Raw genomic sequence first — 25,054 nt, forward strand, 5'->3', positions numbered from 1 at the left:
GAAGGGGATGGCTCCGCGTCGAACGGCGCGGAGCCGTCCCCCTTTTGTTCATGGGTGCCGCAGCTCCGGACGCGACGGGGAGGGATTGCGACGGGGAGGGATTGCGACGGGGAGGGATAGGGACGGGGAGGGATTGCGACGGGGAGGGATAGGGTGCATGGACGGTGGGACGTCAAGCAGTCATCTCTGGCCATGGAGCTCCCGCGTTTCGTGGTCCACGTCCCGGAGACAATCTCCCCGTTGCGTCAGGCCGACCAGCACCTCAGTAGGCTCGTGAACCCGAAACCCGACCAGGAACCGGCGGAATACCTCACCGAGTTGAGGAATGCGCACGACGCACAGCTGGCGGGCATCAAGGATCAGGCCCGATCGCGGGTCAATCGGTTCCTGAAGCGTCGCGCGCCCCGGCTCCACGACCTCACCTACGGCTGGGGTGAGATGATGAGCCAGGTTGGCCACGTGGTCACCGGCCCGGACCAGCCCACCTCCGACGGCACAATGCTGGGAACGCTCGGCGCGGACGACGACGCCGCCGGAGTGCGCATCGAATTCGTCGAGCGGTATTCCCGGCTGGCCGGAACCAGTTCGTGGGAGCACCGGAAGCTGGCGCAGATGCGCGGGCTGCGGCAGTTCGACAAGTCCATGATCGTTCGCGCGCACCTGTACATCATGGCCTCCGAGGTGCTGGATGCTCCCTATCGGCCGGACCTGTTCCGCGTCCCCATCTGCTGGAAGTTCTTCAGGCAGGGCTCCTTCGCGGAGATCTCCCTCGAGGAGCGCATGGTCGATGCCGCAGAGCGGACGGCCTCGGCGCAGATCGCGTCGCTGAATGACTTCTACGGCCGCCCCGCCTTCGCCGCCCTGCCCCTCTTTTTGGGTCGTGTCCTGCGCGAGAGCGCCGTGGCCGAGGATGTCATGGCGGTCGCCCAATCCCTGCGACAGTCTGACCATGCCCGCAGATTCCGCGCTCACCTGGCCTCGCTCCATGAGGCGGAGGACGCAGGTAAGGTGCGGCAGCTCATCGGCGAGGTGACACGCTACGGGGCGCTGCTCAAGCGGGAGTTCGGGGATCGGCAGGGCGCCACAGAGGTCGTCTGGTCCCTGGTCAAAACGGCGAGCGAGGCCGCCGCGACCGCAAGCCCGGCCAGCGTTGCCAAGCTGGGCGTCGAGGCCGGCCAGCGGGCGCTCGCCGCGCCCGGGCTCGTGCGTTCGTGGTGGTACCGGCGGAAGGTGGCCCTCATCGCCACCACACTGCGCCAGGCGCGCAAGGCGCGGGCCCTGCAGCCGGAGACGCGGCGGCTGTTCGGCGCTGAGCTGGTAAAGGACGAGTTGGAGTTGCTGCAGCGCATGCAGGACCTCACCTCCCCCGACAGTCCGGACAGCCGCAAGAACTCGCCGGTGGGGGCCATTTAACGCCCAGTGAAACCATGGATAGCCTGTGGATCGGGTAGCTGGTCAGTCTCGGTAGCGCGGGTATCCGCCCTGCTCGGGAAGTTCGTCTTCGTAATCGCAGGCAGCGACTGCGTCACAGCCTGCCTGCCAGGCGTGGGTGAGGATCTTGGAAACCGTCTCGATGACCTGGCGGCTGGTGGCGTTCCCTCTTTCGATCTCCATCTTGATCGGCCAGGTAGGGAAGTCAGCCCCATCGTGAATGCCGTTGTCATTGCGCCGGATCTCGATCTCTATGGTGCCGACGCACAGCAGGCGGCCATCACGTGTCGCGCCGGTGGCGCGGGCGGCCAGCGCGATCGCAGCATCTTCGCTGGCGCCCCGTAGGTAGAGCCCGCAGTAGTCGTAGCGCTCGGGGCTGGTCATGCGGTGTCTTTCCTCTCGTGGCGTTTGGAGCTTCTAGAACGTACGGTCGAGTAGTGGTAGTTCGGCTAGCATGGCGTGCCATGGCGATCACTGAGGAGTTGATCACGAGGTTGCGGGCTTCGGCCACTGCGGGGGATCCGGACGCCGCTCGCGAGCTAGGCCGCCTGCTGTGCATGCTCAGGACCGACTCTCGGGAAGACGCCATGGACGGGGAGTTCCTCGCTACTTGGCCGGAGGAGCCGTGGCTCCGCGCCGCCCTGCGCGCCCGCCCCGACGATCAACTCGCCGCCGTCATGCTCGCCGGGCGGCTCGTCCAGCAGATCGCCTACTGGCAGATCGATGATGACCACGCGATCGCGCAGGGCGAGGACGACCACACCCTCGCTCGCAGGCGGGACGAAGCACACGCCCTCTACGCGCGAGTGCTGAAAGCGGATCCCGGCAATCCCGCCGCGCGCGCCGGAGTCGCCACCCTGAACGCGTTGACCGACGACACCGGCGGCATCGACGTACTGGAGAAGGAACCTCCCTTCTCGTACTACGAGCTCAATCTTGAGGCTGGGTCAGGCTCATTCCTCCATACCGAGTCCGTTGTCACCACTCATCCGGACGAGGTCCGCTGGGCCTGCTCATGGCTCATGGCTCCGGTGGTGGCGGAGGTGGAGGAACCTCCCTTCGGCGTAGACCTTTGCCTCTTCACCTATTCGGACGGGCGGTTCGCCGGCTCGATCAACCTCGGCGAGCATTTCACCGCCGACGGCATGCTCGACTGGGACGCGGTCGAGATACCGCCGCTCACCGGCGAGCCGCTCCCCGCGGGCCACCCGGTGGGCACGAGTCACTACGGCTACTCCTGCGACTGGGGATGAGTTCGAACCTGCCTTCAACCGCGGGTCTAAACCGATCACCGGTCGAATCGGCTCGCACAACGCGAGCAGGCCGTGCACCTCGGGCTCGTCCGGCTGCAGCCCGGCCAGCGTGCGGGCCAGCCGCACCGCCTCGTACGCGACATCGGGACGCAGCAGCCGGTCGCCCGACGTGGCCGCCGACCCCTCAGTGAAGATCACGTAGAGGACGTTGAGCACGCCGCCCGGCCCCTCCCGGCGCTCGGCGGCCGGCGGCGGCTCGAACGGCACCCCGGCTGCCGCGATCGTCTTCTGCCCCGGGTGAGCAGCTCTGCCCAGTGAGTAACGCTCGTCGCGGACGCTCCGTTGTTCAGGTAGCCGAACATCTGGGAGTGCGGTCGTGACGCAAGAGCTCCTCAACCAGATCACCTGGACACTGTCCGCCATCGCCACCGTGGCGGCCCTGATCAGCCTGCGGTTCGACGCCTTCACGCACGCGCACGGTCGTGAGGAGGCGTTCCGGAGGATCAGCGGGCGGACCTTCTCGGTGTTGGGCCTGCTATTGATCGGGTTCGGCCTGTACATCTGGCTCACTGCCGCCGGGGTTCCGCCTCGCGCCTGGCCGGGCTTGACGCCGTGGGTGGCTTCAGGGATCGGCTGCGCCGTGTTCATCTTGGGGGCCGTACGTGTCGCGCGGACGGGGCCGGAGACGTATGTGGACCAGTTGCGGTATATCTCCAAGACTGTCGTCGAGAGGCTTGGCGAGCCGGTCCAGGTCACCGAGCCTCTCATAACCATCGAGAAGAGGTTCCGCCGCCGGCGGCCTGTTTCTCGGGAGCTGCTGCGGTCCGACGCCAAGGTTACGTTCATCCTTGGAGAAGCCGGCTCCGGTAGGACCTTGGCCCTGCGGAAGGCAGTGTGGCGCACACGCCGACACATCCTGAACACGAAGAAGCCTCGCCGAATCGCTTTATATGTTGATCTCGCCGCGCTGGCTGTTCCTGTCACGGCGGACGTCATACGCAGCCACATCTACAGGTTCGTCGCTGATGGGAACTCGATCATCGAGGACGACCTCCGTCGCCTGCTGACCGAACGACGGAAGCTGAGGTGGGTCTTCTTGTTCGACGGTTTCGACACCGCCGAGTCGAGAGAGACGCTGCTGAAGGCCATTCGTCAGTTCACCGACAGCGGGCCGACATTCAGGGCGGTCGTCGTGATCCAGGACGAGCCCGACATGCTCGCCGGTGAGGACATCCTGCGCGTCTCGCCGCTGACCTACGCACAGCAACAGGACATAGCCACGAGAAGAGGCATCGCCGACAGTGCGCTGTTTGGACTCTTCACGCACCTGGCTGAGCACCCTGACTTGGCGCGGCGTGCGGCCAACCCACTGTTCCTGCAGCTCCTCTGCGACTACGTGCGGCGAGCGGGAGCCGAGCACTTCCCCAGCACCTCGTACGAACTGCTGGAGGCGGCCGTAGCCGAGCGGCTGGCGGCCGTTGATGGTTCGCTCCAGGCCGCAGAGGTCGCCGAGGCCCTGGCCGCCCACGCGATCGAGCCCGACCTGACAGCGGGCACCGAGTCCCCGGCTCCCGCGACCGTCCAGGCCTTGACGGCGGCGGGACTCATACACGCCTACCGGAACGGGTCAGCGGTATTCGCCAGCCGCATGTTCAGGGACTACTTCGCGGCGCGCTGGCTCGTACGCATGCGTGGGAGCCTTGACCCGAGACCCCTGATCACGACGCCGGTCTGGCGCGACTCCGTGGCGCTCTGTCTTGGCCTCCATCAAGGTGAGCTGCGGGAGAAGCTGATCACCGCAGCCCGCGAGGTGCTCGACGAGCAGATGACCAAGGCGGAGTGGGGAATCGAGGACGTGACCCCATACCTGGCGGCTCCACCGAACGCTCCCACCGCGACTGCACCGTCCGGGCTGGCCTGGCCCGCACCGATGAGGCACGTGCTCGATCTGCTGAACAGGGTGGAGGGCAACGTGCCTGAGTTCGCCCAGCTGACGCCGCTCATCGACCGCATCGTGGTCAGCGCGTTCGTACGCGGCAGACCGGCGGAGCAGAACCGTGCCCTGGCCCTGCTGCCGCTCGCGTCGCCAGAGGTCGGGGCGTGGGCGGTGACCCGGTTGGTACGGGCGAACCGCTCCGACGAGCTGGTACTCGACGCGGCTGAGCAGCTCAGCGCCTCCCCCGAGACCTTCCTGCGCCTGCCGGGACACGTCCGGCTGCTGCTCGTCGGCCGGGTCCTGCAGTCCCCGCCATTGGTCACCCTGCTGGTGCCACGGGCCAGGATCCGGCTCCACGACGACGTCCTTGGCCTGGCGGCCATTATTCGCGCCACCATGCGCCTGCTCCAGGCATGGGCGGTGGTGAGCATCGTCCAGATCGGCGGCCAACTGGTCACACATCTCAGTGAGTGGTGGTTCTGGACGCCGCTGCTACTGGTCTGCGCCTTCTTCCTGTACGGCTCCGGCCTGCAGCTGAGGACCATCTCCCGACAGGCGTACACCGCTGCCTTTATCCCAGCGCTCGCCGGGCTCATCCTCACGATCGCCACCACCGTCCTGGCCGTGCACGCGGCCGTCTCCCTCCTGATGGGGGAGGTGGGAACCGCAGCGCTCGAGATGTTCAGGGCGGCAGCCGATACATGGCCTGTCGCGCTAGTGGTCTACATGGGCTGGACAGGACGGCTGCCCCAGGACGTACGAGACTGGGTCCTCCCCCATCTGCGCCCGCTGCGTGACCTCTTCAACCAGTACGTCGCCTCCCGCGACCCGAACCTGATCCTCCGCGGCGTCCAGCGGAACCTGGTGCAGTCGATCGACATCGCTACCGTGCTCCGCTGGTTCAACCGCGGGCTCTGCTTGACCCTCGTACTCGTCGTCCTCGGGCTGCCCATCGAACTCCCGAACGTGACCCCGGACCAACAGACCGCGGCGCGCGGCGCGGTGGCGGTGGGTCTGATCATTGTGGGTTTCTTCATCGGGAACGTTCTCTCCAAGTGGCAGCGGAATATCAAGCGACGGCGTGTCATCGGCCGCGTAGCCAGCGGCCACCTCACCGCCGAGGAATTGCTCGCGATGCTGGACCGGGCCGGCCGCGCAGACTTCCCCGGCAAACCCGGCACAGGCACCAGGAACTGGGCAATGCCTGAGACGGATTTTCTGGCCAAAACGCTAGCCACGTGCCCGCCCGAGTCGTTGAAACACGTCATGGACGTGCTGCGAGATCTGGACGCGGCCTTGGGCCACATCGCGTGGATGGTCGACAAGAACAGCACCGACCCGATCGCCCGTGGAGTATGGGAGTCCGTGCCACAGCTACGACACCCTGCTCTGCTGTTGTCGCTCATCCAGTATGACAAGCGCTACCCGGGACAGCTCGAACGTCTCGCTGACGCGCACCATGATCGGATCAGGCAGATCACTGAGCGTGCCTCGCAGAGCTGATCCAACCGTGTGGTGCGGCCGCAGGACCTGTGGCACGGATTTGGTTGCCGGGCACGTAGTTACCAAACACCCGGTTCTCCTCCTCGCCGTGGGCTTCTTATGATGTGCGGTGCTAAACGCGGCCGGCACCCTCGTCTCCGAAGCGGCCCGGGGTGAGGGACGAACTCCTCGCCGCGGACGGCCCCGAGAACGTACGCGCGCTGCAGCGAGCGCTCCGCGACATCATGACGGAGCACGCCGGAGTGGTACGCGACGAGGGCGGCCTGCGAAAAGGCCTCGCCGAACTGGCCGCGGTCAAGGGGCGCATCAGCGGGATGGGCGTGCGTCCAGACATCGCCGGCTTCTAGGACCTGGCCCACGCCTTCGACCTGAAGTCCGCGGCGCTCGCCGCGCGCGACCGTCGAAACGGCGATCGAGCGCCGCGAGACCCGCGGCTGCCACAACCGCTCCGACTACCCGGAACTCGACCCCGCGCGGCAGGTCAACCTTGTGTGGTCCGGCCCCGGATCGGTGGAGAGGGAGAGCATCCCGCCGATTCCCGCCGAGATCGCGGCGCTCATGCGCGAGGTCTCGACCGCGGGAAAGCTCGTCGAGTAGCCGGATCTTGTCACAAGTGCCGGGGCTGTCCTGTCTTGGCTGCCGATCGGGCCACATCACTGAACAGGGGAAGTCGTTGTGACCGCGTTGGCGATGGTCGCCGAGTTCGACGATGTCGCGGGCTGGACCGCCGACGCGGTCGAGTTGCTCGGGGAGCGGCATGCCGTACCGGCTGCCTGCCGTGGCAGCGCGAGCCCCGCGGCGCTGGCATGGCTGGCCGAGGCGTGCGAGCTGGCGCCCGGGATGCGGCTGCTCGATGTGGGTGCGGGAGTCGGCGGGCCGGCGGCCTGGGCGGCCGAGCGGTTCGGGGTCCGGCCAATCCTGATCGAGCCGATGCCGGCCGCCGGCCACGCGGCCGCCCGGCTGTTCGGACTGCCGATCATCGCGGCCGACGGGCGAGAGATCCCGCTCCGCACGGCAACCGCCGACGCCGCCTGGTGCCTGGGCATGCTGTGCACCGTGCGGGACAAGGCCGGGGTGCTCAGGGAGATCCACCGGGTGCTCAAGCCCGGCGCTTCGCTCGGGCTCTCGGTGGTCGTGGCCAGGGGCCCGCAGGTTCTCCAGTTCGCCGTCCGGCTGAACCGGCTCGTGCGCGAGCTCGCCGTCGGCGCGAGCGCGGCCGCCGTCTTCGTCGAGTACGACCGCACGCTACCCGGTGGCCCTCGAGCAGGCTTACACCACAGCCCAGTGGATCGTGAAGTCTGGCGCCGAGGAGGAGCTGGACCCCTCCCGGCCCATCAGGCCGCTTCTGGGTTTCGATCGATCAAGGCGAACGAGACCGCTCGCATGGACATCGGTCGACACAGCGTCGCCTGACTCTTTCGCCCAAATCGGCTGTTCACCTGCATACCGGCCTTCCGTCACGTTCACGCCAGCGGCTGCCGCTCGCCACTCGCCGACGGTCCTTTGGCCGTGAAGCAGTACATGCCCATCGCGCCGGTTACGCACAGGATGAGGGTGTCAGGAAACCATGCGCACGAACGCAACGGTCCGGAGAGCCGGACTACGACCAGGCTGCTGGCACGATGCGGATCCCACAAACGGACCAGGCCATCCGAATATGCCGCAGCGATCAGCGAGCCGTCGAACGAGATGGCGACGCTCTCTATAGCGCCGCCACCTTCTGAGAGCACGCGCCTGAGGCAGCCCTTTGCGTCCCATAGCCGCATCTCACCGTTCGTGTCGGCCGAGACGAGCCATGAGCCGTCGGGCGCGATCGCCACCGAGCGGATTCCGCTCCGATGCCCGCGCAGCTCGCCACGGGACGAGCCATCCGCCTCCCACAAAAGCAGCGCACCGTCCTCCGCAGCTGTCACCCACCAGCCGCCATCGGGTGCGATCGCGATGGAGCTCACCCACAGCCGGCTACCGGTCAGCACACGGCGAACCTCCCGGCAGCCCACATCCCAGACGCGCACCGAGCCGCTCCAGTCAGCAGCGGCGAGCCATGACCCATCCGGCGCGATCGCGACGGCGGTCGCACCGCCTCGATGTCCAGACAGCATTCCTCTCTGGGAACCATCCGGGTCCCAGAGACACACCCGGCCGTCCCATCCCGCAGACGCGAACCAGGTGCCGTCTGCGGCGATGGCGACCTGACTGATCCAGCGGCCATGCCGCCCCAGCAGCTCCCGCGAAACTCCGTTCGCATCCCAGAGACGGACGGAACCGTCACTGCAGGCGGACGCCAGCCAGGTTCCGTCGGGCGAAACAGCGACCGACCTGACATCTACGCCATGGCTGGCGGATCCCCTTCGCCAGAGAGATTCGGTGTTCCAGATCTGGAGGCTGCCGTCCAGTCCTCCCGACACGAGCCAGGCACCGTGGGGCTCAACGGCCAGCGCCGACACACCGCCGCCGTCGCACTCGGCGACACGACTTCTTGTCGCGTCAGCCGTCCAGAGACGAAGAGTCCCGTCCAGTCCTCCGGACACGAGCCACTCACCGTCAGGTGCTATGGCCACCGTGCGCACCGCGCCCCGATGTCCCTGCAGAACGGCCCGTTCGCGTCCGTCGGAGTCCCAGAGCTGGACAACGCCCAGGTCGCCGACCGCGGCGAGCCATTGTCCGTCGGGCGATATTGCCAAATCCCGCAGTCGCCGGGAACGGCCGAAAATCACCCGGCTGATGCCGCCCTTTGCGTCCCACAGTCGCACCGCGCCGTCCGAATCCGCCGAGGCCAGCCACGGCCCCATCTCCGGAATGGCCACGGCCTGCACCTCGCCCCTTCGGGCGTAAAGACGGCCGTGACGAGAGCCGTCGACTCCCCATAGCAGAATGCTTCCGTCATTTCCCGCGGACGCGAACCACGAACCGTCGTGAGAAATGGCGACCGAATTGATCGCCTCCTGATGGCCTCGCAGCGACACGACATCGCCGCCATCGGCCGCGACCACGTGCACGACACCTTCGCTGTCGCCGGCCACTATCCATTTTTCCGTGGGCGCTATGGCCACTGACGTCATTCCGGCGCCCTGGGTGATCAATGTCGTCTGCTGAAGCCCCTCCACACTCCATCTGCTGAGCACCCCGTCCAAACCCGCCGACGCGAACCAGGATCCGCCGGAGGCGATGGCGATGGCGGCCACGCTGGACCTGTGCCCTCGTACGGCCAGCCAGGGATCGGGGGACTGGTCGGGAAACGGCCATCGCATGTTCAGGTGCCATGCCGACGACGACTCCACATACTCTTTAATCCCTTTGGATAACTCGGGCATGTCATACAAGCGGGTCAGCAGCGTCGCCGCCACGACCTCGGCGGGATCCGCCGGGTCGAAGAGATGAATGTTCTGTAGAATGACGCTGCAAAGCTTGTCCGCGAGAGGCGTGCGCAGCTCCGACAGGTCCTTTTCGGCCGCAGAGACACCGGATCGAGCCATCCTGCCGCTGAGCCATCGCAGGTCACAGACGACTTTCTCGACTTCGTGAGCCAGCGCGGCCTCCTTGAAATGATAAACAAGGTTGTCCCAGAAGTAGTCCGCGCCGACGGGCAACGACCACCATCGACGCTTTTCGGACGCGGCGGCTGAGGAGACCGGGAGGGACTCCAGCAGGCGGGTGTTGCAGCGGACCACCCCCTCCGCGGTCAGCGTCACACGAGCGTAGGCGCGGACGGTCGCGTGCAGAGCGAGAAGCTGGCGCCCGGAGTGCCACTTCCTCGACACCAGCGATAACTCCTCCAAGCGCTCACAGAGCTGAACCGTCTGCGGGGGTGCGAGTCCGCCGGTCCCGGACCAGAGAAGCTCGACAATCTCGATGGGTACGTCGGTGTTCTCCGGAAAAATGGACAGCTCCAGGAACCGCTCTCGCTCCTGAGGTTCAAGAATGCAGAGGCTGTATTCCATGGTGTCGGCGACCAACCTTTTGCGGACGGTTCGCGACCGCATGTCGAAGACGGACGGGCCTTTCTCGCGCAGCCGTCCGATCGCCTGGTCGACTGCCAGGCTGATGTCTCCGCCTCGCGCCACCTCCTCCCGCAGGCGCCGGTTCACCAAGCTCAGCAGCAACGGCAGACGACCTGCGACATCGAGCAATTCGCCTTCCGCGCCCACCGGCAGCACCGGCAGGCCGTCGCGGAGAATTTGGGACGCCGTGCCCTCGAACAGATACTCGACGCTCACGGGGCAGGCGTAAGGGGGCACCAGAGCACGCAGCCGGGTGGTGAACAGCAGGCGATACGTCGGTTCATTGGGCAGGAACAACTCCAGCTCCCGGTCGTCCCATACGTCGTCGACGACCAGCAGGGTCATCTTGCGATCCGCGAGGGCTCGCTTCAGACAGTGGCTCGCCTGCTCCGGATCAGAGGTCATCGGACGCACTTCGCTTATTTCAGCGACCGCGTCATTGATGCGCTCCACCAGATCCAGGCCACCCTTGTCACGGCCCAAGGTTATCCAGAGTATTCCACCTTTGAAATAGCGGCGAATACCGGGGCTATAACATGCAGTCGTGGCCAGGCTGGTTTTGCCGGCGCCCCCATGGCCGAAGATTCCCACGACGCTCACACTGTTCGTAATACTTCCCGGATCCTCCAGCCCGCCCCATGAAGCGATGAGTACGCGCTTACCCACGGGCGGGAAAACATGCCGGCGAACCTTCTGAGCGATTCGACGCAGAGGCGCGAACCTCTTCGGCTCTTTCGTCAATTCCGTGATGACCGCCTCCAGTTCGGGCCGGTCCATCCAGGATTCCCGCGCCGGTACGCTGAACAGCGCCCCGACGGGACGTCGTTCCTGCAACCGTGGGATTGCCCAGGTTAGACATCCGATCAGCAGGGCCAGAATGAGGAGACCTGTTATCCAGATGCCCTTGTAACCGACCACGGCGGCCGGAAGATAATCGCTGACCACATTGACCGGCAGGCCTATCACGATCCCGAGAAGGGTGGTAACGACCAGCAACAAGCTAGGAAGTCTGTTCTTGGGACGTACCATCGATCACCTGGCCATGCGCACGATACACAGATAGCGCATCATATCTTGCACGGCAAATCCGGCGCAGACGCTTGATGATATGAGAAATAACTCGAATCTTCTCATATGCGGACATTGCGTACCGTGAATGCTATGCGACCAGGTCATAGACCTGCGGGGGTTCGGGTGGCCTGGCCTGATCTCTGGCCCTGAAAGGGGCATTGCAGCCCCGAACCGCAACCGGCGGCTCGTTGATCGCTTCTGTGTCGGGACCGCTCGCGCGTGATCAAAGGCGTAACTGTCCCAGCCTCTAGGAGCGGTCAAGAGGTAGTGCTTGCGGACGTCGAACTGTACGAGGCCCATGCTCGCCTCGATGTCATTTTCGAACCGGCGCTCAATCGGCGAGGCTGGACTGACTTAAAGGAGCCTGGCCAGGCGCTGGCGAGGTTAAGAGCTGTTTCTTAGAGCGTGTTTGAGAAGATCGTTTTGTAGTGTGCGTCAGTCGCAGATATAGCGCGGTTGACGTCGGGCAGGTCCTCCTCGGGTGAGGCGGCGGGCCATGCCGGCGATAGCGGCCCAGCGGATGATCGCCTCGGAGATGGCGGGGTCGCGTTCGTAGTCACGAGCCAATCGGCGGCAGGCAGTCAGCCACGCGAGCGTTCTCTCTACAACCCACCTGCGGGAGATGACGTTGAAGCCGCGCTGGTCGACGGGCTTGCGCACGATATCCAGGGTGGTGCGCAGGGTGTCATGGGCCCAGTCCACCAGGCGTCCAGCGAAGCCTTGGTCGGCGAAGACGTGCCGGATGGGGGTGGTGAGGTATGCCGACAGCAGGGCGGTCTTGGCGCCGTCGCGGTCCTGCCATCTGGCGGCCATGGCTGCGACCGTGACGAGGAGGCCGGTGGTGTCGGTGATGATGAACCGTTTCCGGCTGTTGATCTTCTTGCCGGCGTCGTAGCCCCGACTGTCGCGCCCGACGGTGTCGGCGCCCTTGACGATCTGGGAGTCGATGATGCCGGCCGACGGCGCATCGTCTCGGCCGGCCTGGCGGCGGGCCTTGATGCGCAGCTCGGCCAGCAGCGTCTCGGTGACTCCTGCCTGCTCCCACTGCTGGAAGTACCAGTACACGGTCTGCCAGGGCGGCAGGTCGGTAGGCAGATACCGCCAAGGGCAGCCCGAGCGCACCACGTACAGGATTGCATTCACGATCTCCCTGCGTGGATGCTTCTCCGGGCGCCCGCCGCTGTTCGGCTCGGGTAGTAAAGGCTCGATCAGCTCCCACTGCGCATCGGTGAGGTCCGACGGGTAACGGTCAAGAGGCATTCGGCCACCCTGACGGCACCAGCGCCCGTCGTCGTCACCCAGCCACGCCGACCGTGTCGTTGGCAGCGGTTCTCGCAGCTCCGGACCGAGCTTGGTCGGCCCTGATTAGCGCTCTGCGCTGCTTCCGCGCCACTCGGCGCCGACCTGGTCGGTGAGCTTGTGGCTCACAGCGGGGGCGGGCGCGGCGGGCCAGATTTGCAGGAGGTGTTCCTCTGCGCAGCTGCCGGGGGCCTCGTTCTCGGCGTCTTCCGCACCGAAGGCCGCCTCGTCGCGACCCCGGACGCTGAGGCGGAAACGGTAGCTGCCGGGACCGGCGAAGGCCAGGTCCGGGAGGTTCCGCGGCGTTCGGCCCTCGACGTCGTGCAGGTAGGCCTGGCCGGTGGCCGTGTAGGAATCCTCGACGCAATCGCTCCACGGGGTGAGCTCCAGCGGAGGAGGGGTGTCCCACAGTTGCACGGTGAGGGTGATCTCTTCATAGTCGGCGCCGGTGATGACAAGCGCGCCGTCGGTGCCCGCAGCCATCAGACCAGTGGGGTCGATGCTGTCAGGGCAGGGAATGGCGGTGTCGGCGTCGGGGCCGGTGCCAGAGACGGCGTACTGGCCCTCGGGGACGGACATGCGGGCTGTGATGGCCTGAAGGGGCTCGGTCACGGCCAACGCCTTCCTCCTTGACGATCTTGACCCGGAATGGATCATAGTCGATCAGGCGGCTGACGTTGATGAACATGGTGCGGTAGCTGAACCCGCTCTCTGTTCGGTTCTCCTCAAAGACATCCCAGGTGCTTAGGGTGTCAAGCGGCGAGGGGTTTGGTGTGGTGTGACCAGGCGGTTGCTTCGTCGTAGAGAGTGTTGGTCTTCAGGCATCCATGCAGGATGCCGACGAGTCGGTTGGCCACCTGGCGGAGGGCGGCGTGATGGCAGACGTCGCGGGCGCGGAGCCGGTCGTAGTAGACGCGAGCGCCCGGTGAGGCCTGCAGGGCGGTGAAGGCTTGAGAATCGAGGGCGTCGATGAGCCGGTCGTTGTGCACGTAGCGGGCGAGGACGACCTTCTTCTTGCCGGAAGCCCGGGTGATCGGGCTGGTGCCGGCGTAGTTCTTGCGTGCTTTGGCGTTGACGTAGCGGCCTTCGGCGTCGCCGAACTCTGCGAGCACCCGGGCGCCGAGGACCAGTCCCAGTCCAGGCTGCGATAGGACGATCTTAGCGGCCGGGTGCCGGCCAAAATGGTCCTCCACCTGCCCTTGCAGGGCCTTGATCTGCTCGCCTAGCACGGTGAGGACCGCCACCGCCGAGCCGATGGTGGCGGCGTAGGCAGCGGTCACGGCTGCTGGCTGCCTCAGGTGCTCGGTGCGCAGCGCCGCCTGGATCGCGGCGGCCTTGTCGGCAATGCCCCGGCGGCGAGCTCGTTTGAGCGCGGCGGTGATCTGGCCAATGGTCAGCTTGGCCGCCGACGCGGGATCAGGGGCCTTGGCCAGCAACTCCAGGGTGTCGGTTGCGGCCAGGTCCTCGAACGCCTCCAGGGCTGCGGGGAAGTAGTCGCGCAGCGCGTGCCGCAACCGCTGAGCATGGCGGGTCCGTTCCCAAATCAGTGTCTTGTGCGCCCGTGTCACCACCTTGATCGCCTCGGCTTCGGCGCTATCGCCGGCCACCGGACGCAGCTGGTGGGAGTCGGTGCGGGCCATGTCGGCCAGCATGTGCGCATCTGCCGCGTCGCTTTTGGCGCCCGATACGCTCAGGCGTTCCCGATACCGTGCCGCCTGCAGCGGATTGACCGCCAGCACCGTGTATCCGGCCGCCAGCAGCGCCTGCACCCACGGGCCGCGGTCGGTTTCGATCCCCACCAGCACTTCGACGTCGGCGGCCTCCACCTCCTGACCAACCTGCTCAGCGATCATCGCGTGCAGTTTGGTCATCCCGGCTATTCCCTCGGGCAGGCGGGCCTTGGCCAGCCTGCGCCCCGAGGCGTCCATCAGCTCGACGTCGTGATGCTGTTCGGCCCAGTCATCTCCCACGAACAGGCGCAACGCTTCTCCCGTTTTCCGATGCCGATCGATTTCAACAGCCTGCGGGAGAACCGTCAGCGAACTAATCAAGCAGTGCTCACACCCCTACGGATGGGCACGACATCCCAGCGGCGATCAACTCTCCCGGCCGACCAGTGGGGGCACGATCTTTGGGCGGGACTCAAGGTCCAGTAGCTATGAGTGCTCACCCACTGGCGGCTGTCCAGGCCCGAGTCTGCCGGAGCGGCTGGACTCGTTAAGAGTGATTAGTAGCAACGGAGCAGTGGAGCAATCCTTGCCAGGGCTGCGCCTTCCCCTGCCCCCGCGAAGGGACCCGTCCCAGCTCATGGGCTTGCACCGGTTCCGGACGGCTTCCATGCACGCCGTGTCCCCGGTTGATCCTGGAGAGTTCTCCGTTGGACATCCGGTGGAGGAGCGACCCCTCTACCCTTGACGGCCCAAAGTGTCGGGCGGCATCTGTACCAGCCGTCACACCACCACGCGGAACATGAACGATCTTCTCAAACACGCCCTTAGATCAAGTTCGGAGCCAGATGGCCAGGGCGGCCAGGGTGACGGTGCCGAGGAAGATGTAGGCGCGTTTGTCGTATCGCGTTGCCACGGCCCGGAAGTTCTTCAGCCGGTTGATCGCCCGTTCGACGACGTTCCTGCCCTTGTAGCGTTCGGCGTCGAAGCCGGTGGGGCGTCCTCCGGCTGAGCCGCGCCGACGGCGGTGGGCGCGTTGATCGCGTGGTTCGGGGATGGTGTGACGGATCTTGCGGCGGCGCAGGTAGGCACGGTTGGCGCGACAGGAGTAAGCCTTGTCCGCGGCCAGGCTGTCGGGCCGGGTGCGCGGGCGTCCCGGCCCCGGCCGGGGCACCCGGATGGCCTCCAGCACCCGCCGGAACTGCGGGCTGTCGCCGTACTGGCCTGGCGTCAAGACCAACGACAGCACCCGGCAGCGGCCGTCCGCCGACAGGTGGATCTTGGCGGTGAACCCACCCCGGGAACGGCCTAAACACTCCCCAGCCTGACCACCTCCGCCAGCCGGGCCGCCAGAGCGGCCAGCACCGGGTCGCCCCGGTTTGTCCCCGCGACGTCCCCCTTTTGCCGCCCTGGCGCGGCGGGGTACGGGGCGCACCGGCGGCGTGCTGATGCGCCCGGACGGTGGTGGAGTCCACGGAGATGTCCCAGTCCACCCGGCCCTCGGCGTCCTGCTCGGCCTGGATCGCGGTCAGCAGCATCTGCCAGGTGCCATCGGCCGACCAACGGCGATGCCGCTTGTAGACCGTGATCCAGGAGCCGAACCGTTCGGGCAGATCACGCCACGGCAGCCCGGTCCGGGCCCGGTACAACACCCCATCGATCGTCGTGCGGTGGTCATTCCACCGCCCGCCCCGCTGGCCACCCTCGGGCAGCAGCGGCTCGAGCCGTTCCCATTCTGCGTTCGTTAAGTCACCACGACACATAAACCCATCGTGACAACCTAGCCACTTTTAGTCAGTAGATCTAAGAAACAGTTCTTAGGGGAAACTCGAAGTGCCTTCGTGGTTTCCTGTTGAGAGCAGGTCGACTGTTGGCATGCAAGCAGCGCCCGACCTGGGGAATACGTTCAAGATCATCCCGCATATGTATCTCGTGATCATGGTCCTACGGCTGCATGTGGCTGCCCTCGGCGACCTAGCAAGGGTCTGGAAAGCAAGAGATCTGCGGCCAAGAAGCCGCAGGCCAGAGGCAGAAATACCTGGTGAAGAAGAGCGCCCCCGGCAGGATTCGAACCTGCGGCACCCGCTTTAGGAGAGCGAGGGTGGAGACACCTATCCGTCTGGTATGACCTGCAGAAACGCCGTGGCGGATGCGCATGGCTTGCTTGATCATCCCGTGTATGTCCCCAGACGATGGACTACAGTCACCACGTCATCTGGCGCTCTGGTCCATCCTCCTCCTCATCGTCCACGGCGGTATTGGCCGGCAATAACACGACGTTGGCCGGTATGCCGTCTGGCAGCTGTGGCGGATGCGTCCAGTCGGTCACGCGACGGAAGTCGACCCGACCGCCGGAGAACTCAGCACCAACAAGGCTGACCGTGCTGCCGGAAAACTTCGCGCTGTCGAAGTCCACCATGCCACCGGAGAACTCGGCCCCCTCGAAGTCGACCTGGCCGTTGGAGAACATAGCGCCCGTAAACATGACTTCGCCGCCCGAGAACCCTGCGCCGAAAGAGATGGTGCCGCCAGAGAAGCTCCCTCCGGCGAAGCTCACCAGGGCGCCGCTGAATTTCGCGCCGAGGCTGGTGACCGTGCCTTCTTCGTAGTACCTCGGCCCGAAGTTGACCCGGGCACCGGAGAACTCGGCACCACCAAAGTCCACGACACGGCTAGAGAACTCCGCTCCAACGAAGCGAACCGTGCCATCGGCAAACTTCGCTCTGTTGAACCTGACTGTGCTACCGCAGCCGCTCAGCCCGGTCTCCATCGTCGCCGGGATCGGGCTCATACGGCATGCGGAGGTAAGCACACAGCACGTCGATCACGGTCTGACGAAGGTCTCGGGTGGGGGCGTCATCGGCCAAGCCGGCGAGGGCGTGGATCCCGGCAAGGCGGACGGCGGGTGAGTCGTGGCCGAGCTTGTCGCTGACCGTGGAAAAGCGTTCATTGAACAGCTTGGTGTCTTCCCGCTGATGAGCGGCCTGCTGGCGGTGTTCGGCGGCTTCGGTGACCTGCTGCTTGCGGTAGGCGACCACCAGAGCGATGACACCACCGACACCGGCGACTACGGCGAATGAGAGCTTCAGGAGGTCCAGAGCGCGAGCCAGCGAAATGCCTTGCTGTCCGACCGGGACGAGGGGAGGAAAACCAAGCAGCCAGAGGACGCCGATGAAGAGACCGCTGACGAGGACAACCGAGCAGGTCACCGCTAAGGCGACCATGTGCCGGAGCTCCGCGCTGGGCAGTTCCTCCTTGCGTGCAGGCTTCGCGAGGTCCTTCCCAGGAACATCGGGTGCTGATTCCTCAGGGTTGGCCACAACCTCACCATGCCCGAGGGCAGTGCCGCTTGCCAGCGGCCATTTGGTGCCCGGCTGAGATGCGTGCCAACGACTATCGGTTGATCTTGACGGTGTTGACCTAGTACCGCAGCTGTCATTCAGCGTATGACCAGACAAGATACGAACGCCTTGTCGTCCAGGTGCGGAAAAGCAGGACAAGGAGACGAGCTTGGTTACCGATGACCCGGTGCAGCACAATGACGCCCTACGGCCGTGCTTCGTGATCAGATCGTGGTGATTCAGATCGTGACAAACGGCCGTAACCATGTGCGCCGAATTACGAGATCTCTACCAACTCCGGGACTCTCATACCCGCCGCAGGAAGTCACGTGCGGTAGCCCTTCTCAGAAACTCAATGGATGGATATTCATTCTCTGGCGGTACTGGTGGGCGGATCATCGACCGGCAAGACCCGCGCCTGTTGGGAGGCCGTCCAGAGGTTGCGCGGCAGCGGATGGCGCTTATGGCACCCCATCGACCCGAACAGACCCAACGCGGCAGCCGAAGTGCTGTCCGAGATCGGTCCCCGCACCGTGGTGTGGCTGAACGAGTCTCAGTTCCACCTTGCTCCGGACTCGCTGGGTGAGCGGGTGGTCGCAGGCCTGCGGGAGCTCCTGCGCAACCCTGGCAGGGCACCGGTGCTCGTGCTGGGCACACTGTGGCCCGAGCACTGGGCCACCCTGACGGCCACGCCCTCTCCCGGTGCCGCTGATCCGCACGCCCAGAGCAGAGCTCTGTTGAGCGGCATGGGGATCTCCATACCCGAGTCGTTCTCCGACCAGGACCTCGACGCTCTACGGGCGACCTCTGATCCTCGACTGGAACTGGCCGGGCGACAAGCTTCCAATGGCCAAATCACCCAGTTCCTCGCCGGTGTTCCCGTCCTAATGGAGCGATACCGCAACGCGCCGCCAAGGCACTGCGCCATGCGGCCATGGACGTCCGGCGGCTGGGACTCACCTTTCCGCTGTCTTACGAACTGCTCCACGACGCGGCACCGGGCTACCTTACAGGCCAGCAGTGGGACGAGGCCGGTGACGTCCAGAGTCTCGTGGCTCGCCCGGAATGAGATCGCGGATTCGGCTCCGCGGCTCGACTGGCTCCCAGTCACAGCTCAGTGCGTACAGCTGTGCGCTCGTGGAGCTTGCGCACTCCACTCGGTTGGTGCGGTAGATCACCGGCTCATAGTCGAGTGGATGGTGGTGGGTGAGGTTACAGATTACGAGTTCACTGGATTCAAGCGGTCGCAGCTCCAGTTCCACCTCTGAACGCGCAAGCTCAGGATCGCCGAAAAGTGGGTTCTCGATGACAATTCCGGTAACCCACTCCCGCACTCGCATGTTGGCGATTGGCCCTGCATCTTCGTCGTCAAGATCGAAGTCTAGGTCGAACACATCTGGCTGAACGATGTAGGCCACTTCCCTGATATCGATCTGCCTTCCCGTAGAGAAGCTCCGGGAATGGGTGATCGATCGGCCTTCCAAAGGCCGGAAGTACACCGCCTCATGAAGTCCGATGGCCTTACACAGTTGCATCAGCGGGGCTAGGTCCAGCGGGATACCTTGTAGCTGAAACGACAGATTGACTATCGACGCGAGCCGCGACTTGTGAGCGGCGAGTTTAGCCGTGAGGGTATAGAACCCGCCGTCGCACACATCGGTGTAGCAGAGCTCCTCAGAATGGTGAGAATCCTCGGACGAGGCTCGCTCTGCCCACCGAGGGAGCGCTGCGGTGAACTCGTCTGTGCCAAGGCCGTGCCAGTTCTGGGAGGACTGCTGGATGCTCCAGCGCGCTTGCCCGGTCGCCCATCCGAGGCTCGCGAGCGTATCGATCAAATTTAGGACTGCCTGCTCGCTGAAGATCTCCGGGTACAGATCAAGTGTCACGCCGACGCCGGCAGCCGGTACCCAGTCGATGTCCGGGATCTCCTGGGTGAACACGAACTGCCCGAACCCGCCACGACAGTCCAGCACGCGGCTGCGATGACCGTCAGGCCATACGAACTCCGCAGGTGACGCGGGCAGCGCCGTGGCCGACTTCTTGCGCCTCGCTGGCTTGGGTTGCACGAGCGGCGCGTCCAGTAGCACCTCGCCGTGGGTAAGCAGGGCATCTTTCTTCCGATGCAGGAGCCGCAGCAGGGACTCGCGATCGAGCAGGATTCGCTCAAGTTCGCCACCGGACAGAAGAATGACTGGTTGGGCGGCGTTCGCCACCACGTCTGCGATCACGGACTCAGAGAATCCCTCAACGCTGACCAGGAGCCCGGCTACATAAGCAGGTACTCGGCGTAGCCGCGACCGCAGACCATCGATATCACTGATGTCCAACTTGTCGCTTCGCCACTTTGTTTCGATCAGGTAGCTCTCCGCGTCCCGTGTCGCGAAGAGATCCACCTGTCGAGGCTTGGCAGCTCCAGCGTTCGGCGTAGTTTGAAAGTGATGAGCGCGGAACAGATCGACCATAAACCGTTCGAGGGCGTAACCACGCTGCGCGGGCCGTTTGATCGACGTGATAGCCCGGAACTCCTGCAATAGCCCACGTTTGGTCATAGGGCGATCATGCCAGGCGCATGTGACTGAATACAGCGGCCCCGAGTACCGCCAGCTACGGAAGCCGCGTCGCCAGCTCGAACGGCGAAGGAACGATCGTTGCCCGCAAAGACGGTCGCTATGAGGCGAAGGTCCTCGTCCCGACCATGGCAGGGACGATCAAGCGCGTCAGCGTGTACGGCAAGACGCGCATGCCACGCGAAGTTTGTCCGACTCAAGCGGCACGCCGACCGGGGCCCCTGTCACAGTTGATAGCCTTTCGCTCCCCGCCCTCGGATTCGGAAACTTCACGGATAGACCGGCTTGGCGAGCCGCAGTAGCCGCCGCTGCTTTGCCTTCAGCCGGGTGAAGGATGGGCGCACGTAGTCGACATAGGCGTCACCCGGAGGATGTCCGATCAGGACCGGCCCGGCTCCCTCGTCGGTGAAGAACACCTCGTAAGAGGTACGTGGGCGCAGAAGTCCTGCACCGGCTTGGGGAACTCCTGCTCGATCAGCAGGGCAGCATGCTGGATGATGAGTTCGCGTATCCGCAGGGTCGCCGGCATGAAGCTTGGTTGCGCCATCTGCGCCAGCTCTCGTCGCCCTTCTTGCGCGGCATGGCGTCCCAGATCCGCGTGTTGACGTCGACGAGCGCATGGAGTGGGCCGTACAGCTCGCGCAATTGGTCGTTGATCCCGTCAACTGGGCCTGGCGCATCTGGCTCAACTGGTTGAGCACGAAGATCAGGACCGCCACGACCACGCTCGCGGTGATCACCGCGGCATGGCATGCCAGACCCGGGATCGATAAGTCACCCATACGGAGTCAGATACCCAGCGTGATCCGCTCAAGCACGCGAAGCGAACCTTCGCCCCTGACTCCCTTGACGCCCTCAGCCAGCGCGAGGGCAGACTCCCTGAGGCGCCTGGCTGCCGTAGGCGGGGCCGGGGTAGATGTCTAAACCAGGAACGGTGCAGACGGTCGCAGCACCCGCCAGGTCCGAGTGCCCGAAGCGGTGCGGCAACTCTATTGAGCGCCCGCCGTAGGAGAGTGGGGGCCACTCCGTCTGTTCTGCTAGCTTGAACTGCATAAATGGCCTGTAGCGCGCGTCTGCTGCACAAGATCATCCCCCGTGCATCCCCAGTTCGCCAAGAGAGCACTCGCGTCATTCGGCGGCCTGCTGATGCGCGCATCATTTCCTGTGATGGTGGCCGAGGCCTGATTGCGGTGCGGCGCTCGAAGCTCATGCGCTCGGTCACCTTCGGGCCGCCGTAGATGGCCTGCAGCGTGTCGACGTCGGATGCGGTGAACTCCCGCAGTCCGAGGCGCGGAAGTGATCGTTGCCGGATCTGAGTGCTTGATGAATAACGCTTTGACGTAAGAACGGGGGGATTTATAGCGATTGAATGTATTGATGCTCACAGCCTCTCTGGCCTTGTTTAATTAGCTTTGGAACGCGTGAATCTACTGGATGGCTTGCCTTAGCGCGCCCCATGTAGAAAATTCTGCGTCTTGTGCTAGCGCAAAGACGAGGCGTCCTTGTGCTGCGACATCAAGCGGTGCGATATAGTTCTCTGCTACAGATGTGACGTAAGCTCTTCGAAGCCTGGCCTTGTGTACTTCGTCAGGTTCTTCTCTAAAGACTCCAACGAACATTGAACGGCCTTTCGGATTGGATTCAAGAGGCACCCAAGACCCTCTGATGGGAACGTTGGCGAGGGAGGAATATGGTTCGGGGAGTTCGGGGGCGCTAAGGAATAGTAGATCTTGGATCATCTCGGGGGAGGAATCGACTGTAATGTCATTCAGTAGATCATCCTCGTCTAGTAGATCGTCCCAGTCCAGTGGGGTGATTGGGAGAGGTGGGAAGCGATAAGGAGGCTGCTCCCCCAGTTGAGGACGGGAAGGGTGGCGGTCCTCCTCGCGGATAATCTCTTCTTCGCGGTAAGGGTCAACGTCGATATTTGGCGGGGTGTGAAATAGATCAACAATCGTTTTCTTTTCGAGTATCGACGCCCAACTCATGAGGAGAGGACAGCCTTTGTAGGGGCTGGTCGACGCCCAGCGATATAGTTTGTCTAGGGTGGATATCTTGGCTTTTGTGACCTTTGTCGATCCGCGCCGTCGCCCCTTCGCTTCGCCAACCATGATTCGATTGTTTGGAAGATTGATTAAAAGATCCGGCCGCTCGTTCTTTTTTCCGCTTCCGCGTCGCGTGCTGGCTGGCAGCAGGTCGAATTGAGTGATTTGAAACGGACGAAGCTTGCCTTGAATAAGTAGACTCTCTATGCTTGCGGTTAGCAGGCCAAGGCCGGCGCTCGTTATAGCAAACGATTGGAGATGCAGAGAAGAGCAGTCAAAGGCTCGGGCTCTTCTAAGTGCACCATGACCCTGTGCATGGCTATTGGTGAGCATGGTCGCTAAAAGCTGCGCCTCGAGCCGTAACGACTCATAGGAGCCGTACCTATTGTTGGCGATCGAGGCGAGGCCATTGACCAGGATTACGCGAGCCAAGCTGATCGCTATATCGGCTTGGTAGCGACGGTCAATTTTGCTGTTCCCTGTAGGTGACGGTACCCACTCGTACCGAGAAAAGTGAACTATCCCCATGGCGGGCGATGATATCGCGGATGTCGGGGGCGGCGCTGGGAAATGCCCATGAGCAACGTCGCCCTGCGTCGCTCACTGATCAGCCGGCAGAGTACGGCAAGCTCGGCTAGAAAGTCTAGCGCTACCGCGAAGGCACATGACGATACACGAGGCGCTACTTCTCTGGGGCCGCCGCGTCCAACAGGATCAGCAGCTCCTCGATGGCCTCGTGCTGACGATCCGACAGTGAGTCCAGAGCGAAATGCATGATCTCATTACGGATTTGTTTGACCTCTTCCAGCAGGTTGAGCAGAGTCGAGTGATCGATCTTCCAGCCAAGAGTTTGCCAGCGTCCCTGATCCTCAAGGAGGTATTTGTAGTTCCCGAAGGTGAGGTCTTTCGGTGCATGAACTCTCGCTTGCTGATGCCTGGGCACCGCAGCTCGAAGGTCCTCCACGCTGAACACCTCGGCGGCTCGACGAAGTCGGCTCTCCGCGTCTTCGATCAGCAGGAAGGGCTTCGCGTGTTGCCCGAACTGACCTGTAAGGTCCGCGGCGGTCACAATTCCCGTCACGTTCTTGCGGTCGATGTTTCTGACGAGAATGAAGCCACGACGGCGGATCTCCTCGATCTGATCGAGCAGGAGAGCGTCATGGTCGACGACGCTGGGGGGAGTGAGCGCATCCCGAAGTGTCGGATTGTTGGAGGAGATGTGGGCCTTGCCGATCGACTCCCAGGTCACTGCGCCGTGAAGCGTCCCATCTTCAGCGACGACGGCGAGCTGAGAGAAGCCCTTCTGGAGCATCAGGGTCCTAGCCCTGTTGAGGGAAGTGTGCGGCGTTACGGACACCAGCTTGGACGGCAGGTTTCCCAGCCGCAGTTTTCCAGATGTGGGTTTGGCTTGGTCGCCAGCCTGTTCTCCCTCTTTAGCCGTAGCGTCAGCCGGGCTCGGCTCGCTGGCGATGGGCACCAGGGCGATCTCGGTATCCACAGACCCCTCGGTGAAGAGCGGACGTGTCGTCAGACCGACCTCCGCGAGGTCGTCTCTGATCATTTCGATCACGGCGGAGGTGCGCCGCCACACTCCCCAGTGTGCGAGGAGATGTCGAATAGGCAATTTCCTAGGGTCGGATTCGGCGCGCTCGACGGCGTTCTCCAGGAGCTTGGCCACATCTGTGATCTCGGGTTCGCCGTCGACCCCAGGGTCGATGCCCTCTGTCGCAAGCTGGGCGATTCGACGGGGAGCTTCGTGTCGTCGCAGCCTGGAAACGGTAAGCAGCGATCCCATGCTCGCGCGGAGATCGGGCTTCACGATCTCGCGTGCCCGCCGATCTGGGAACCATTCGACGGCTCGCACGTTCGGGAAGTCTTTGAGATTACCCGGCTGATACTCGTAGGAGCTGACGACCTGGCCGATCGCGATCTTTCCTGGTTGGCTCTTCAAGGGCATGACTACAAGATCTCCGGGCTCCATCTCCCGAGAGAAGCCCCACAGCTGGCTGGTCACATTTCCCGCGGGTGACTCGGGATAGACACGGCTAACCGACGTACGAAGCTCATCCGTGGTCGCATACGCTGCGAGATCACCGAGCTCGGCCCAGCCGATGAGTGCCAGGCCTTCCTGAAGCGCACGCGGCTCGGCTTCGCCCTTCTCACCGCTACGGACCAACCAAGCTGCACGCCCTCGGCCATGCCTTACCGTACTCACCTGCACCATCCCGTAGACGTGGTCTCCCTGGCCTCGGAGACTTCGCTCTTCCAACTGACCGTAAATCTCAGAAACAGAGATGCTCACGGCAGTCTTAGGCAGCCATCGTCCGGCCGATGCACTGGTTGCTCGTGATCCACCCTATCCGCAAAGGCTGGCAATGGCCCTGGAATCAAGTCGGCAAAACTGATGGTCAGTATCACCCGATACTGATGCCGAGGAACAGCACTTTCCTAGCCATGGCCGCGTGCGGCATGAAACAACCATCCGGGCAACAGAATCTCTGGAGGGCCATGTGGTGAAAGGAGTAGCTCGGGGGCTGGCGGAGAAGACGAGTCGAACCCGGGATCGAGCCTCTATCCTGACCTCGCCGGCAAGCCTCGATACGACGACCTCGCCCTCATGCCTCGTGGCAAGTGGACACCCTGCACCGCAGGACCACCTTTAGGGGAGTGGAGGACAATCCGCCTCGTCAGGAGGCTTGAGCCGGGTAAATGGCCTACGCGACGCCCGGGGCGCGCAAGATCACCCCACGCATATCCCCGGCCCCGATCGCGACAGCAACCACGTCATCCGTTGGCAAGCCGACCCGGAGCGCAGGGCCGCTAAGGCCCGAGCACCGGAAGCGGTGCGGCGTGCGCCACGAGGCGCTGTATGACCGTGCGGAGATGAAAGGGCTCCGCCGACGGCCTGTCGTAGCAGGTCGTGCGAAGTGGGAGGCAGCC

Annotated in this window: 16 protein-coding genes and 3 pseudogenes; 6 read left to right on the forward strand and 13 right to left on the reverse strand. The window is 64.3% G+C overall.

The window, feature by feature from the left end:
• The first annotated feature begins 240 nt into the window (after positions 1-240).
• Positions 241-1,413, forward strand: a complete 1,173-nt coding sequence (locus AB0L53_RS42585; RefSeq protein WP_364007221.1) for a hypothetical protein — start codon at positions 241-243, stop codon at positions 1,411-1,413.
• Between the two features lie 42 nt (positions 1,414-1,455).
• Here the strand turns inward: AB0L53_RS42585 and AB0L53_RS42590 are convergent, their stop codons facing one another.
• On the reverse strand, positions 1,456-1,815 hold the full coding sequence (locus tag AB0L53_RS42590) for a hypothetical protein (RefSeq protein WP_364007224.1): 360 nt from the start codon (positions 1,813-1,815) through the stop codon (positions 1,456-1,458).
• A gap of 80 nt (positions 1,816-1,895) precedes the next feature.
• Here AB0L53_RS42590 and AB0L53_RS42595 point away from each other — a divergent pair, with 80 nt between their 5' ends.
• Positions 1,896-2,684, forward strand: coding sequence for a hypothetical protein (locus AB0L53_RS42595; protein WP_364007227.1), 789 nt, complete (start codon positions 1,896-1,898; stop codon positions 2,682-2,684).
• A 51-nt stretch (positions 2,685-2,735) separates the two neighbouring features.
• Here AB0L53_RS42595 and AB0L53_RS42600 read toward each other — a convergent pair.
• Positions 2,736-2,975 (reverse strand): annotated as a pseudogene (locus AB0L53_RS42600) (DUF6596 domain-containing protein); the annotation flags it as partial.
• Positions 2,976-3,060: 85 nt separating this feature from the next.
• Here AB0L53_RS42600 and AB0L53_RS42605 point away from each other — a divergent pair.
• The 4 genes and pseudogenes from AB0L53_RS42605 (at position 3,061) to AB0L53_RS42620 (ending at position 7,536) form a co-directional block, all read left to right on the forward strand.
• Entirely contained in the window at positions 3,061-6,123 is a 3,063-nt protein-coding gene (locus AB0L53_RS42605; protein ID WP_364007230.1) for a hypothetical protein, read from the forward strand.
• A 152-nt stretch (positions 6,124-6,275) separates the two neighbouring features.
• Positions 6,276-6,470, forward strand: a complete 195-nt coding sequence (locus AB0L53_RS42610; RefSeq protein WP_364007233.1) for a hypothetical protein — start codon at positions 6,276-6,278, stop codon at positions 6,468-6,470.
• Between the two features lie 58 nt (positions 6,471-6,528).
• Positions 6,529-6,720: pseudogene (locus tag AB0L53_RS42615) on the forward strand (hypothetical protein); the annotation flags it as partial.
• Between the two features lie 78 nt (positions 6,721-6,798).
• Positions 6,799-7,536: a class I SAM-dependent methyltransferase gene (locus AB0L53_RS42620; protein WP_364007236.1), complete on the forward strand. Its 738-nt coding sequence runs from the start codon at positions 6,799-6,801 to the stop codon at positions 7,534-7,536.
• A 50-nt stretch (positions 7,537-7,586) separates the two neighbouring features.
• Here AB0L53_RS42620 and AB0L53_RS42625 read toward each other — a convergent pair whose 3' ends face one another.
• The 11 genes and pseudogenes from AB0L53_RS42625 to AB0L53_RS42675 form a co-directional block, all read right to left on the reverse strand.
• Positions 7,587-11,123, reverse strand: coding sequence for an NB-ARC domain-containing protein (locus AB0L53_RS42625; protein WP_364007239.1), 3,537 nt, complete (start codon positions 11,121-11,123; stop codon positions 7,587-7,589).
• 507 nt (positions 11,124-11,630) lie between these two features.
• Positions 11,631-12,455, reverse strand: a complete 825-nt coding sequence (locus tag AB0L53_RS42630) for an IS5 family transposase (protein ID WP_364007242.1) — start codon at positions 12,453-12,455, stop codon at positions 11,631-11,633.
• Between the two features lie 105 nt (positions 12,456-12,560).
• Positions 12,561-13,106, reverse strand: a complete 546-nt coding sequence (locus AB0L53_RS42635) for a hypothetical protein (protein ID WP_364007245.1) — start codon at positions 13,104-13,106, stop codon at positions 12,561-12,563.
• 140 nt (positions 13,107-13,246) lie between these two features.
• Complete coding sequence (locus tag AB0L53_RS42640) at positions 13,247-14,476, reverse strand: IS110 family transposase (protein ID WP_364007277.1); 1,230 nt, start codon at positions 14,474-14,476, stop codon at positions 13,247-13,249.
• Positions 14,477-14,993: 517 nt separating this feature from the next.
• A pseudogene (locus AB0L53_RS42645) lies at positions 14,994-15,924 on the reverse strand (IS5 family transposase).
• A gap of 440 nt (positions 15,925-16,364) precedes the next feature.
• The gene (locus tag AB0L53_RS42650) at positions 16,365-16,931 is read right to left on the reverse strand and encodes a hypothetical protein (protein ID WP_364007248.1); all 567 of its coding nucleotides are present in this window, start codon (positions 16,929-16,931) and stop codon (positions 16,365-16,367) included.
• Positions 16,903-17,481 (reverse strand): hypothetical protein, encoded by a 579-nt coding sequence (locus tag AB0L53_RS42655; RefSeq protein ID WP_364007251.1) that lies wholly within the window; start codon positions 17,479-17,481, stop codon positions 16,903-16,905. The genes AB0L53_RS42650 and AB0L53_RS42655 overlap by 29 nt, the downstream gene beginning before the upstream one ends.
• 1,028 nt (positions 17,482-18,509) lie before the next feature.
• Positions 18,510-20,051 carry a restriction endonuclease gene (locus tag AB0L53_RS42660; protein ID WP_364007254.1) on the reverse strand — a complete coding sequence of 514 codons (1,542 nt, stop codon included), beginning with the start codon at positions 20,049-20,051 and terminating at the stop codon, positions 18,510-18,512.
• Positions 20,052-20,338: 287 nt separating this feature from the next.
• Positions 20,339-20,485: a hypothetical protein gene (locus AB0L53_RS42665; RefSeq protein ID WP_364007257.1), complete on the reverse strand. Its 147-nt coding sequence runs from the start codon at positions 20,483-20,485 to the stop codon at positions 20,339-20,341.
• Between the two features lie 1,011 nt (positions 20,486-21,496).
• Positions 21,497-22,642, reverse strand: a complete 1,146-nt coding sequence (locus AB0L53_RS42670; RefSeq protein ID WP_364007260.1) for a hypothetical protein — start codon at positions 22,640-22,642, stop codon at positions 21,497-21,499.
• Between the two features lie 154 nt (positions 22,643-22,796).
• A complete protein-coding gene (locus tag AB0L53_RS42675) occupies positions 22,797-24,071 on the reverse strand; it encodes a CBS domain-containing protein (protein ID WP_364007263.1) in 1,275 nt (424 codons plus the stop codon).
• Positions 24,072-25,054: the final 983 nt, after the last annotated feature.

Origin of the sequence: Nonomuraea sp. NPDC052129 (assembly GCF_040680095.1) — a bacterium.
Lineage (GTDB): Bacteria > Actinomycetota > Actinomycetes > Streptosporangiales > Streptosporangiaceae > Nonomuraea.